At 65.5% G+C, this 12,877-nt stretch carries 10 protein-coding genes; 4 read left to right on the top strand and 6 right to left on the bottom strand.

Annotated features, from left to right (window positions below; translation table 11 throughout):
- Positions 1-230: 230 nt before the first annotated feature.
- The 4 genes from FJ543_RS19125 to FJ543_RS19110 form a co-directional block, all read right to left on the bottom strand.
- Complete coding sequence (locus FJ543_RS19125) at positions 231-458, bottom strand: hypothetical protein (protein WP_015316832.1); 228 nt, start codon at positions 456-458, stop codon at positions 231-233.
- A 31-nt stretch (positions 459-489) separates the two neighbouring features.
- Positions 490-693 carry a hypothetical protein gene (locus tag FJ543_RS19120; protein WP_140617918.1) on the bottom strand — a complete coding sequence of 68 codons (204 nt, stop codon included), beginning with the start codon at positions 691-693 and terminating at the stop codon, positions 490-492.
- A gap of 197 nt (positions 694-890) precedes the next feature.
- Positions 891-2,099: an NAD(P)/FAD-dependent oxidoreductase gene (locus FJ543_RS19115; protein WP_181166486.1), complete on the bottom strand. Its 1,209-nt coding sequence runs from the start codon at positions 2,097-2,099 to the stop codon at positions 891-893.
- Between the two features lie 95 nt (positions 2,100-2,194).
- Entirely contained in the window at positions 2,195-3,718 is a 1,524-nt protein-coding gene (locus tag FJ543_RS19110) for a formyl transferase (protein WP_140824364.1), read from the bottom strand.
- Between the two features lie 282 nt (positions 3,719-4,000).
- Here FJ543_RS19110 and FJ543_RS19105 point away from each other — a divergent pair, with 282 nt between their 5' ends.
- A complete protein-coding gene (locus FJ543_RS19105; RefSeq protein WP_140716467.1) occupies positions 4,001-6,133 on the top strand; it encodes a Wzz/FepE/Etk N-terminal domain-containing protein in 2,133 nt (710 codons plus the stop codon).
- 1 nt (position 6,134) lies between these two features.
- Positions 6,135-7,481, top strand: a complete 1,347-nt coding sequence (locus FJ543_RS19100; RefSeq protein WP_181174016.1) for a VpsF family polysaccharide biosynthesis protein — start codon at positions 6,135-6,137, stop codon at positions 7,479-7,481.
- Positions 7,482-7,526: 45 nt separating this feature from the next.
- On the opposite strand, the gene FJ543_RS19095 is transcribed toward FJ543_RS19100, so the two are convergent.
- Together FJ543_RS19095 and FJ543_RS19090 are read right to left on the bottom strand one after the other, a co-directional pair.
- Positions 7,527-8,795, bottom strand: coding sequence for a cellulase family glycosylhydrolase (locus FJ543_RS19095; protein WP_140876464.1), 1,269 nt, complete (start codon positions 8,793-8,795; stop codon positions 7,527-7,529).
- Positions 8,792-9,961, bottom strand: coding sequence for a DUF1972 domain-containing protein (locus FJ543_RS19090; protein WP_140876462.1), 1,170 nt, complete (start codon positions 9,959-9,961; stop codon positions 8,792-8,794). The genes FJ543_RS19095 and FJ543_RS19090 overlap by 4 nt, the downstream gene beginning before the upstream one ends.
- A gap of 440 nt (positions 9,962-10,401) precedes the next feature.
- On the opposite strand from FJ543_RS19090, the gene FJ543_RS19085 reads away from it, so the two are divergent.
- Together FJ543_RS19085 and FJ543_RS19080 are read left to right on the top strand one after the other, a co-directional pair.
- Positions 10,402-11,571, top strand: coding sequence for a glycosyltransferase family 4 protein (locus FJ543_RS19085; protein WP_140876460.1), 1,170 nt, complete (start codon positions 10,402-10,404; stop codon positions 11,569-11,571).
- Positions 11,568-12,869, top strand: a complete 1,302-nt coding sequence (locus FJ543_RS19080) for a hypothetical protein (protein ID WP_015316841.1) — start codon at positions 11,568-11,570, stop codon at positions 12,867-12,869. The genes FJ543_RS19085 and FJ543_RS19080 overlap by 4 nt, the downstream gene beginning before the upstream one ends.
- Positions 12,870-12,877 lie beyond the last annotated feature (8 nt).

Raw genomic sequence — 12,877 nt, 5'->3', positions numbered from 1 at the left:
GTCCTGGTACGATTGACATTGGCGGCGAAGCCGGTCTTCTCTGCGGTTTCCAACAAGGGGAGATGGCTGGTGAAGAAATACGAGAAGCCAACCTGGCAGAAGCGCGAACGGCTTTCGGCCGTCACTGCTCTCGCTGGACCTTCAGGGTTACCGACCTGAACGCATTCGCCTGCTGAAACAAAGGCGCGATCGACCGATCGCGCCTTTTGCCTTTGCGAACGAGCAGGCCGTCACCCACGCCGCTTCGGCGGTGCGGGCTTCTGTCGCTCGCCGCTTGGCTCCGCGGACAGTCGCTGCTTGCGAAGGCGCTCGGTCTTTGCGTCGCGGGCCTGCCGTTCGGCGTCGAGGATGAGCCGCGACTCGCGATCGGCTCTCTCAAGCTTATGCTTGTCGACCAATCGGGCCACTTTGTCCTCCGGCAGCGTGTCGCATTCCATGAAACCAACGCCGTTCGGCAAGGTTCCGTTGGGTCCGAGCTTTGAGATCGCGTCAGGATTCTGCGTGGTCCGATCGCTCGGCGCGATGACCGGTCTGCCAACTGGTGAGTTGGCGCTCGGCCTCCGATATGGTCACGCTCATCAAGCCGTCAAATTCGGCCATGGCTTCCATATGCCCATGATCAATGATGGATTTGCGAAGAATGCGCATTGCCAGAATAGCATCCTGCAACGCGCGGTCGATATTCTTGACCATGACAGGATCTCCTGCGGGAATAACCTGTCGGCAAGCCGCTTGTTCCCACCGAACGGCACTGGATCTGCTTTTTGAGCGCGATGTCGCTGTCCCGGTGAAGCGCTCCAGCGGTTTCCTTCTCCGGGAGGGGTGGAGCCAGGTTAGAGGTACGGCCCTCAGGACAGAACCACGATGACGATAGAGGGTGGAAAGCCCCCTCACGCCATGCCCGGCTCCCGCCGCATTCCCAAATGGCGCACCTTGCGGCCGATGATCATCAGCCTGCGTGCCGTGTTGTTGCGCAGGCGCCGCGCGCGCCATTCCAGCCCGGTTTCGGTGGTGATCCGCCTGGCATAGACACTCACACGCATGCCGGCCTCATCGGAGGCCAGCTTGACCGGATCGTCATAGAAAGCGGCGATCTTGTCCGCCGCCATGCCTGGCGTTTCCAGCCAGCGTGGAATGTGAACGGAATGGAGCTGATCGACGTCGATCATGACCCGCCCTATGCCGACGCCCGGCGTCGGGCATGTCGTCCAGAACGCGTCACCGATGAAGACGACCCCGTCGCGGCGATGGCCTTGCGTCGTGGTCAGGTTGATCTGCCGGACCTCGACGGGACTTGAGACAGCGAAGTTGCCGCATTGCGCCGATATTTCAGGCATCAATTCGCAAAGCATTTTCTGCGGATTGGCCCGAAAGTCCCTCGTCCATTGTTCGGCCACGGTGCGATAGACGAACATGTTGGCCCGCATCTTGTCGCCGAGAGGAAAGACGGTGATGTAGGCGACGCGGTCGCTGGCCCGCCTGCCGTAGCAGGTGACGGCCTGGTAGCCGCATTCGCGCGGCGGAATGGCGAGGTCGAAACCCATCGACAGCGAATGAGCTTTCGATTGCTCGACCCGCTCGACGCCGATGGCGCGCCGCACCGCTTCGCTGTGACCGGTGGCGACCACCAGCAGGCGAGCCGTGATGACCCTGCCGTCGTTCAGCACAAGGCGCTGCCGGTCCGGTCCGGTCGAGACCTCGGCGACCTTGCCGACCGTTATCGGCACTTGCGGGGGAAGGGCATCGCGCAGCCCGTTGATCAACGCTCCATAGGAAAATGCGTATTCGGGCCTGCGCTCACGCGCGAACAACTGGCCAAGGCGGAAGACATGAATGTCGTCAAACGGCGTGACGAGCCGCATGATCGTTTTGTCGAGGCCGAGCTTCTCGAACAGCCGTATCTGATCGGTACCGATTTTTTCGGCCCGGAACTCGTCGTGATGAACGCGGTGCGGATCGATCAGTGCCACCTTGCGGCCGGCTTTTGCCAACACGGTTGCCAGCGTGGTGCCGGCCATTCCGGCGCCAACGATCGCCACGTCGACTTCGATGGGGTCAGCGTCGGCGGGGGTGATTTCGCTGCCCTTCATGCTGGTCATCTTCTGTCTCCACAATCCGTGGTGGAAAATATCTTCCGGACCATAATCAACCTCAAGCAACCAGCGCGGGTGGCCGGTAGTAACAAACGTTTAGGTTAACCACCGCCACCTCTTTTCCAGCGCGGCGCGATCGCCGAGCCGTCGATGAACTCCAGGCCGCCCGCCTCGTTGAGCGTGTGCAGCTTACGCCCACTCCATAGCGCGCCGGGGGTTAAGATCGTCTCGACACGCTGCTCCATGCCGTTCAAATCAAGGTGAGTGACGCGTGCGATGCCAAGGGCGCCGCCGTAGCTCCTGCGGCAGTCCTGTACCGGACGCAGCAACTGGCCGTCACGTTCGACCATGCGTCCGGCCGGCCGCGCCGAGGCGATGTCGATCAGCACCGGATTCCTGGGATGCGGCGTCCAGGGGCCGCGAAAGTCAGGCGCCGACCACAGATGCAGCGCGTCCGAGAAGGCGCCGCCGCCGTCCCGGGCGCTGCCTTCACCGTCCCGGACGGTGGCGAACAGCCACCACGAGCCGCCATGCTCGACCAAGGTGGCGTCGCTGGCGACGATGTCGGACAGCAGCGTCGCTTCCTTGACCCATCCGCCCGGGAAGGCCGTGGCGCGGTAGAGATCCACCGTCCGGTTGGCGCAGCTTTCCGGCACCATCCAAACCTCGCCATCACGCTCGAAGACGAAGGGGTAGGAGAGATGGTAGGGCAGATCGAGCACCGGCTCCGGACGGCCGATCGGCCCCGACGGACCAAACGGCACGGCGGAAATGATGGCTCGGCCCAGGCGGTGGATATAGTCCTCGACGAACAGGGTTACCTGTCCCTGATGAAGGATCGGGAACGGATCGGCGTAGAAGCGGCTGCCGTCGTCGGGCAATTCTCGCCAGCCAGAGGCCGGATGCGCGCGCAGGTCGAACAGATCCCGCCCGCCGGTCTGGCGCCAGCCGACCTTCCAGTGCGGGGCGTTGTAGCAGAGATGGTAGATCTTCTGGACGACGCGGCGCGCCAATGCCTTGCCCGCCCTGACGCCGAGCTTGCCGGCCGAGGGCAGCGATGGCGGCCCCCTGCCGTCCTCCGGCTCGGGCAGGGCGGGCAGGGCGCCCCGCGCCGCGCCCGTCACCGCCGCCAGGATCAGGCTTGCCGTGCGCGCCAGCATGTCTTGGAACGAGGCGAGCGCGATGCCGCCATATTCGGTGCCCAGGCGTCCTTCGGCGACGACGGCGCCGTTCTCCTCGATGCAGGCCCGCGGGGTCCGGCCATCGAGGATCGACGCCAGCAGGGCCGCTTCGCCGCCGGCGCCGTCATAGGTCACATGCCAGACGCGTGTTCCTTCCATTCGCACATCGCCGCAGAGGTCGAGCACGAGGTCGGGCGCGGCGGCGGGCTGCGTGCGGTAGGGTGCCAGCGCCGACAACGGCAGGCGCTTGGCCAGTCCGTCCGCGGGCAAGCCATGGATGACCGTTTCAAGCTGGAACAGTGCCGCGACGCTGCCTGGAATGCCGCTCCCGGCTGGGCGTGCGTCGACGCTGACCGCGACCTCGGCGAGCGCGGCCAGGCGCTGCAGCAGCAGCAGGTGAAAGGCACGGAGGCAGTCGCTGTCCAGGCGCAGGCTCACCTGCATGTCGCACCCCTAGAATTCTGATATTCGGTATTGGCCGGTGTTCGATTTTTAGGCACGATCGGTGGGCGACGGTCGGACTGGAGGAAGATGTTGCTCCATTCCATTCGTTTCCCGCTCGCTCGCGCCCTGTCAACACGGCCCATGCCTCTGCTACGCAAACTCCGTGCCAAAAATCAGAAGAGCTCCCAACATAATTAACAGTGTTTTAACAGTTGGAGTAGTAGCTAAGCTTAAGCCGCAATTTAAGCTTTTGGGGCACATGGAGTGTTGTCGGAGCGACCTTTGCAATCATCCCTGCTCTCGTTGCCGCAACAACACGCTCCAGAGGTGATGCAATATGCGCCGGAGCCACCGCCGGCCGCGTCCTATCCGTCCTCGACCGTCGAGCTGGGTGACCTGAAGCGCATTCTGGTGCGCCGCCGTTTCCTGATCCTCGCCACCGCCGCGCTGCTGACCCTCGGGGCGCTGCTCTATGGACTGTTCACGCCGGCGCTTTACAGCTCGGTGGCGGAGATCATCGTCGATCCGCAGGACCTGCAGGTGGTCACCAACGACGTCAATCCGAGCCGCGTTCCGCCTGATGGCGGCATCACCATGGTGGAAAGCCAGGTTGCCGTCGTCCAGTCGAGCGGCGTGCTGCTCAGGGCAATCGCGGCGACCAACCTGACCGAGGACCCGGAATTCAACGGGCAGGGCGGGTTGTTGAGCCGCCTGCTCGGCGGCGTGCTGGGCTCGGGCTCGGCCGAAACCGACAAGGCGGGCAAGACGCTCGATGCGCTGCGCCGGCGGCTTGCGGTCAAGCGGGCCGACAAGGTGCTGGTCCTCGACGTGATCGTTACCGCCAAGAGCGCCGACAAGGCGGCGAAGCTCGCCAATGCCATCGCGCAGGCTTACCTGGCGGATCAGGCGAGCGCGCGCGCGAAGATGGCCACGGATGCTTCCGACTCGATCACGGCGCGGCTGGACGAGCAGCGCAAGCGCGTCCAGCGGGCCGAGAATGCGGTCGAGGCCTACAGGTCGGCCAACAACATGGTCATGGCCGCCGGCAATCTGGTCAGCGACCAGGAACTGACCGAGATCAACACGCAGCTCGCCGCCGCGCAGAGCCGCACCGCGACGCTGAAGGCGCAGGTCGACCAGTTGCGCCGGTCCGGCGGCGCGCCGGACGCGACCTCGGAAGCGATGCGCTCGGCGGTGATTTCGAGCCTGCGGGCGCAGGAGGCGACACTTGTCGACCAGGTTTCGCAGCTCGGCACGGAGCTCGGGCCGCGCCATCCTTCGATGATGGCGGCCCAGCAGCAATTGCGCGACACGCGCGCGCTCATCGCGCGCGAACTCGGTCGAATCGCCGCCGCCGCCGAAACCGACTACGAGCGCGCGCTGGCCAACCAGCAGGCGCTGGAAGCGAAGGTCGCGGGCATGAAGAGCAAGTCGCTCGACACCGACCAGGCCTCGGTCAAGCTGCGCGAACTGCAACGCGATCTCGAGGCGGTGCGCTCCGTCTATGCCACTTATCTGCAACGGGCGCAGGAAACGCGCGAGCAGGTCAATGTCGACAGCACCAATGCGCGCATCATCTCCGACGCCATGCCGGCCCTGAAGAAGAGCTGGCCGCCGCTGTTGCTGCTGGTGTTCGGCGCGTTCTTCGGCGGGCTGGGGCTCGGCACCGGCATGGCGCTGATCGCGGAATATTCATCGCCGACGGTGCTTTCCAGCGCGCAGATGCAATCGGCCATCGACGCGCCCGTGGTGGGCGTGCTGCCGGCAAAATCAGCGCGCCGCCGCTGGTGGCCTTTCGGCGGCGCCGCCGCGCCGGCCGGACAGAAGATGGACGCCGTCGCCGGCCTGGCGTTGAGACGCCTGTTCTCCTCCAGCCGGCGCCCGCCGAACTGGCCACTGGTACCGTCGATCCTGGTGACGTCGGCGCCAGAGGACGCGGCGCAGCGGGGCCGGGTGGCGCGCCTGCTGGCCAACGCGGCGGCTGCCAGGGGCAGCCGTGTCCTGTTCATCGACACCAACAATACCGGCGGCAGCCAGAAGGAGCCGCAGCCAGGTCTCCTCGACGTGCTGCGCGGCGAATACGCCTTCGAAGCGCTCAGCCAATACGCGCCCGGCAGCAACGTCGCGCTTCTGGGCAAGGGTCGGCCGAAGGCTGCTTTTTCCGAGGCGCAGGGCGTCTATTTCACACAGCATATGCTGGCCCAGGCGAGCCGCAATTTCGAACTCGTCGTCGTCGACGGCGGCGCGCTGGCCGACAATCTCAACGCCTCACCGCTGGTCGCCATGGTCGACGAGATTGTGCTCGTCGCCACGCTGAACGCAACGCCGATGCGCGACGTCACGGCGGCCTCGCAAGCCATTTCGGTCATGGGGCGGTTGCCGACCGGCGCCTTGCTGGTCGACGAGGCGGCCTGACATGGCTGCCATCCGGGGCGCCGCCCGGTCCGCCACCCCGGCGGCCGGCTGGGCCGGCCAGGGTCAAGCCCCGACCGCGCCCCGCACCGGCAATTCCGTGGACTGGGTGACCGGCTACGGCCTTGTGGCGGTGGTGGCGCTGCTGTTCAGCATTTCGGGTGGCATGCTGTGGCTGGTGGGCTACAATTACGACGGCCTGACCGGCAATCCGGCGACCAAGATCCATCCTTCCACCTATCTGCTCGTGCTGATGTTTGCCTGGCGCGCCTGCACGTTCGGCAACCCGGTAGGCTATACGCTGGCCATCGCCGACAGGCGGCCTGCCAGCGCGCTGCTAGCCGTCATGTCGATCATGCTGCTGGTCGTCGTCATCGTCAGGCAGCGCCCCGGCATGGCCGGCATGATCGACACGTTCGTGGCGGCGGCGCTGCTGGCGATGATGCTGGCCGAGGCCGACGAAAAGACGTTCGCCCGCATGCAAACCGTGGTGCACGCGGTGATGACGGTCAACGCGCTGCTGGCGCTGTTCGAGTTCGCCACCAAGACGCTGGTCTTTCCCTACCGGCTCGACGGCGAGGTGTTCATGAACGACCTGCGCTCGACGGCGCTCCAGGGCCATCCTCTGTCCAACGCCACGATCACCTCGATCTATGTGCTGGCGCTGCTCTCCGGTTCGAAATCCCTGTCCATGCCGCTGCGGCTCGGGCTGATCGGCCTGCAATGCGCGGCGCTGGTGGTATTTGGCGGGCGCTCGGCGATGGTGACGACGATCGCGCTCGGCGGCATCTATCTGCTTTTCAGTGGCGTGGCTTATCTGCGGCGAGGACGCATCAGCCTGCCGGGTGCCGCCCTTGCCGTCATGCTCGCCTCGCTGCTGCCGGTCGTGGTGGTCATGCTGTTCTCCTACGGCTTCTTCGACGCGCTGCTGGAGCGCTTCGTGTCCGACAGCGGCAGCGCCAATGCCCGCGTCGAAATGTTCGAGTTGTTCAAGCATTTCGAACTGCGCGACTTGATTGTGGGGCCCGACATCGATCTCATCGAAAGCCTGCGCCGCATCAACGGCCTCGAACAGGGTATCGAGAACCCGATCATCCGCCTGCTCCTCTATCAGGGCGCCTTCTTCACCCTGCTGTTGTTTTTCGGCTTCGCGCTGTTCATGCACGAAGTGGCACGCCGCTGCCATCCCGGCATCTGGCTGCCGATGCTGGGCTGGCTGATCCTGCTCAACACCTCCGAAAGCCTGGCGTCCAAGACGACGCTGATGACCAAGTTCGTGGTGATCGCGCTGGCGCTTTACAGGCCGGTGAAGGTGGCGGGGCGTCCGGGCGCACAAGGGGTGCCGAGGTAGCGCTGCTCTACGGCGACAAGGAACTCGGCCGCATTTGGAAGGCGGTTATTCCGGCATCCTCAACCCGAGTGCATCCACCATCGCCGGGTCGAGCGAGCGGGTTTTGTCGTCCATCATGCCCATGCCGTCGAACAGGTCCCAGAAGGCCCAGGGGAAGCCGGATGCCTCGGCGCTCTGCCTGACATCGGCGATGTAGCGGGCGCGGTCGGGATTGGGGGCGGCGACGTAGCGGGCGTCGGTGCGCAGCGCGCCGAATTCGCCCATGATGACGCGCGTCGGGGCGATGCCGTGGCTGTCGGCCCAATCGCGCGCCTGGCCGATATATTTGTCGACCAACCAGCGATCTGGCCTGGCGTCGAAATAGACCTTCAGCACGCGTTCGGTTTCAGCATAGGCGGCCTGCTTGTCCGCTTCCGAGGTTTCGGTGTCCCCGGCCATGCGGGCCCTGACCGAGGCCAGCGTCCGTTCGAGCGAACCGGCGGAGGCTGGCCATGGCACGTTGTTTAGCGCGCGGTAGACCGGCTCGCGCATCCAGGGTGCGCCCTGATGGCTGAACAGATAGGGTTCGTAGAAATGGAAGGTGAACAGGATCGGCTCGAAGGCCACCAGCGGTTCCGGATCGAGCGCGGCAAGCCCGCTCACCATCGAGCCGCAGCCGCCGGTGACGACCAACGGCAACGTCTGGGATGACGCCCTGGCCGCCGTCAGGAGGGCCGCCTGGACGTTCGACCAGACGTTGGAGGAGCAGGATTGCGGCGGTTCGTTGACCGGCTCCAGTGCTACCATGCCCGAAGGGAACCGCTGCAGCCTGCCGGCAAGCGTGCCGACCACCGCGCGATAGGCTTCGAATTCGGGCGCGGCCGTGCTGGAGACCATGCGGTCGGGATTCCAGTAATGAGTGGCGCCGTTGGCCTGCACGTTGACGATGATGCCGAGATCCGCATCGATGACTGCCGCGACGGCATCGTCCAGCATCGCCAGCAATTTTGTGCGCGTGGCGGCATCGGCGGCCAGGAACGGGCCGGGATCGACCGGCAGGCGGACGAAGTCGAGCCCGGTCCGGCGCAGCCGGCGAAGGTCGTCCGGTGTCGGCACCGGCCGCTGCGACTGGAAGGGCGGCCAGTCATAGTCGGTGCGCGGCGCGGGAAACTCACGCGTCAGCGCGAACCAGGGCCAGGCGTTGACGCCGCGGTGAAAACGCCATTCGCCGGTGGCGGCCAGCGCGGGCGATGCGGACGAGAGTGCTGCCGTGGCGGGCACCAGCGCCGTCGACAGCGCGGTCCTCAGCAGCCGCCGTCGCGACCAGCCCGTCATACGGCGCCGGGCGAGGGACGGTCGACGGGCTGGGCTGCGGCGGCGCTCACGCCCAGAAGCCGGTAAGCTTCGGTTTCATAGGCAAGCAGGACATCGTCCCAGCGGAAAGCTTCGTTGGCGCGGGCTCTCGCGGCCGCGCCGCAGGTCCTGACCAGCGCGTCATCCTCCATCGCCTGCCGCATCCGCTCGGCGCAACTCCGCGCATCGGTGAAATAGATGGCGGCCGCGCCGGCGGTCCATCTGTTATAGGGATTGTCGTGAGCGATCACCATGTTGCCGGCGGCCAGCGCCTCGACCAGCGACGGGTTGGTGCCGCCGACGGTGTGGCCATGCAGATAGGCGCGCGCGTGAAAACGCAGCGCCTTCACCGCCGCCTGGTCGTAGATGGCGCCGGGCAGCACCACCGAGGCGTTCGCCGCCTTGCGGACGGCGGCATGGTAAGGGATATCGGGGGAAAGCGTGCCCAGCACCACCAGCCTCATGTCGCGCTTCTGGCTGCAGAAGGCCTCGACCATGGGCAGGATGTTGTTGTCGGGCTCGATGCGCGCGATCGAGATCAGGTAGTTGCCAGGCTCAAGGCCGAGCGCGCGCACCGGCGCCTCCGGGGCCGATGTCACCGGGTCGGCGCCATAGGTGATGGTGGCGATGGCGCTGCGCGGCCGGCGCGTCGCCAGGTGATCCGCGATCACCGGATGGTCGGCGACCAGGCGGTGTGAGGCCCAGGCGCCGATCCATTCGTTTAGCCAGAACCATGTGCGCGCAGCCATACCCCATTTTGGCCGGCGCCACTCGATGCCGTCCATGTTGGTGATGATCTTGCGCCGCATCAGCCTCAGCCAGGTCAGGAAGACCGCGCCATTATAGCCGAGCACCAGGCAGATGCCGGGCCGCCGGGCGGCGTCGAGCACGCATTGCCAGTCGAATTCCAGCGTCGCGCGGGGACCTTTCGAGGCGACCTGGACATGGATGAGATCGATGCCGTTCCAGGTGTCGACACGCACCCTTTGGTCGACCCGCTCGACCTCCTCCTGGCAATAGACGCCGACCTTCCAGCCGCGCCCGGCAAGAAACAGCGCCAGCCTCTCGGCGAAGGTTTCAAAGCCACCATGGGCCGCTGGAATGCCGCGCGTCCCGAGGATCAGGATGGTGGGAATTTCAGGTTTCATGGCTGCTGGCGCTTTCAAGTCCGCTCGATTCCGCAATGCGCGGCCGTCCCTCTGGAAACACAGCCCAGCGAATATCCGTGCCAGACTCAGTTCCAGCCATCATCGCACCGGGGTGTAAAATATTTCTTCCAGCGGCCGGAGTTGTTTCACTATCGGTCAACTATCCCAGCGTATGTGTATCGAAACAAGGCAATGCCGCGACCGGGCGACCTGCAGACGGAGAAATCAGGGCCGGCATGATCCTTGCTCGTGGACTTCTGTGCGCCACACCGGCGGAGGACGTGCAGCATTTGGTATGGTGATCCGGGTTCTACATCCGCTCGTCACCATGCCGGCAACAAGTGAAGTCCAAAGGGGTGTTGGGCTTGAAGTCTCCAGTCGCCTGTTCTGTCAGGCGGCGGGATCGTCAAACTACCCCTGGCAGAAAGATGCATGGGAATATGCGGATTGCATGCGTCCATCAGGGCTATGAACTCTATGGTTCCGATCGCAGCTTCGCGGAGAGCGTCGCCGCGTTGCGCGCCGCGTTTCCTTCAGCCGATATCGAGGTCGTCCTGCCGCGCAGCGGACCGATCTTGCGGATCCTCGAACCGCATGCGACCCGGATCGTCTTCGAGCCGCTCTGGGTGCTGAGGCGCCAGGCGATTGCGCGCCTTGCCACCATCGAGATGGCGCGGCTGCCGGTCGCGGTGCTGAGGGCCTGGCGGCGGCTCCGGGATTGCGATCTCACCTATGTCAACACCTCGATCGTGGCCGACTATGCGCTTGCCGCGCGCCTGCTGCCGCACAAGGCCGTGCTGCACATCCACGAAATTCCCGAAGGCGCCATGCGCAGGATCCTAGTCGGCCTGATGCACTGGAGCCATGCCGATCTCATCTTCAACTCGCGCGCCACACGCGCCGCGTTCGGCGAGCCCAGATACGCGCGCTCCCATGTGGTCTATAACGGCGTTGCCGGCCCGGCCGCGGCCGAAGCGACGACCTATGACGGCAAGCGGCCGCTCAAGGTGCTGCTGCTTGGCCGCATCAACAGGATCAAGGGCCAGGAAGTGCTTTTGGAGGCGATCGCCTCGTTGCCGGCGGAACTCAAGTCGAGGATCGAGGTGCGGCTGGTCGGCGGCGCCTTCGAAAGTACCGAGCGCGAACGCGCGCTCGCCGAACTGGTCGGCAGCATGGGGCTCGGCGGACGCGTCAGCGTGCTGCCCTTCATCCCCGATCCCTCCGAGCATTATCGCTGGGCCGATATCGTCACCGTGCCCTCGCGGCGTCCCGAATCGCTCGGCCGCGTCGCCATCGAGGCGATGGCCTACGGCCGGCCGCCGCTGGTGTCGGCGATCGGCGGGCTGGTCGAGGTGGTGAGCGACGGTGAGACCGGCTGGCATGTTCCGCCCGGCGATGCCGCCGCCCTTGCAGCCAAACTCGAGGAGATCATCCTGCGGCCCGAGGCCTGGCGCTCCTTTGTCGCTGCCGGGCGGGCGCGCTACGAGGCGGTCTTCAGCGAACCGGTCGCGGCGGCGGCGATCGCGGCGATAGCCGCCGACAAGCTGAAGACAGCCATCGCCAGGCCGGGGCGGACGGCAACCGCCCGCCAGGCGGAGACACGGCCGTGAAACTTCCTGGCCATCTGGTGCGGCGTCTCGTGCTGATGATCGGCGGCGAGGCGATGCAGAGCGGCTTCCACTTCGCCCTCAACATCGCGCTGCTGCATATGCTTTCGGCGCAAGGCTACGGCCTCTTTGCCATCGGCATGGTGATGGGCGGCGTCGGCCTGTCCTACATCAGGTCGCTCACCGCCGTTCCGGCCTCGATATGGATGGGCAAGAGCACCAACAGCGCCGGCGTCGATGCCTATGACGTTGCCTTCGGGACGGCGGCGCTGGTTGTTGCCTTGCTGATGGCCGTCGGCACGGCGATCGTGATGCGTCTCTTGGGCGACCCCAGCGGAATTGCCGCGGGCTGTTTCGTCGGCGCATGGTCGCTGCGCAGCCACATGCGCACGGCCTTCTTCGCGCGCCGCCAGCAGGTGATCGTTTCCGTCAGCGATGCCGCCTTCACGATCGCCGGCACGGTCATGGCCGGCCTGGCGATCTGGCTGGCCAAGGACGCGCTGCAGACCGTGTTCTATGCGCTCGCGGCGGCCAATGTGTTTGGCATCTTCGTCCTGGTCAGGCTGGCGCGCCGCACGATGCGCATCAGCTTCCGCATGCCGACACGGCGGCGCTATGCGAGGCTGTGGTCCCAGCTCTGCTGGTCGGCATTCAGCGCCACCACCACCAACATCCAGGGGCAATGCCTGGCGCTGCTGGTCGCGGGGATTGCCGGGCCGGCCGCCTATGCGCCGCTGGCGGCGGTGCTGGTGCTGTTCGCGCCGCTGCGCATCAGCAGTCTTGCCTTCGTGAACATGACGCAGCCCGAACTCGCCAAGCTGATGCGCAACAACGAAACGCGCCGTGTCTGGGCGCAGGCAAAGCTGTGGGCCGTTGTCATGGGCCTTGGCGCGGTTGTCTATGGATGCGCCATCCTGTTCGTCCTGCCGATGATAAAGTCCCAGGCTCTCCAGGACGCGTCGGTGGGATTTATCGGGTTTTTCGTCATCGCGAATTTCGTTCCGATCATGCTCTACATCATGCCCCGCATCGTGCTCGAGATAATGGGTGACTTCCGCATCGTCGCGTTCATCACACTGGGCGGCGCCATCGTCGGGCTGGCGTTGATCGCCATCCTGCTGTCGATCGCCTCCCCGCCATGGGCGCTGCTGGGTTCGGCGGTGTCCGAGATCTTCGTGCTCGTGGCATCATGGTATTTCGTGCATCACCGCATGTGGAACATCGAACACCCGGACCAGCAGCGCGACAGCCGCCTGGGCTCCTGGCGACGGGCGGTTTCGTTCGCCGCGGTCAAGCGATAGGAGAAGGA

This window comes from Mesorhizobium sp. B2-5-7, from assembly GCF_006440875.1.
Taxonomy (GTDB): domain Bacteria; phylum Pseudomonadota; class Alphaproteobacteria; order Rhizobiales; family Rhizobiaceae; genus Mesorhizobium; species Mesorhizobium australicum.
This window is presented reverse-complemented; position numbering and strand designations above follow the sequence as displayed.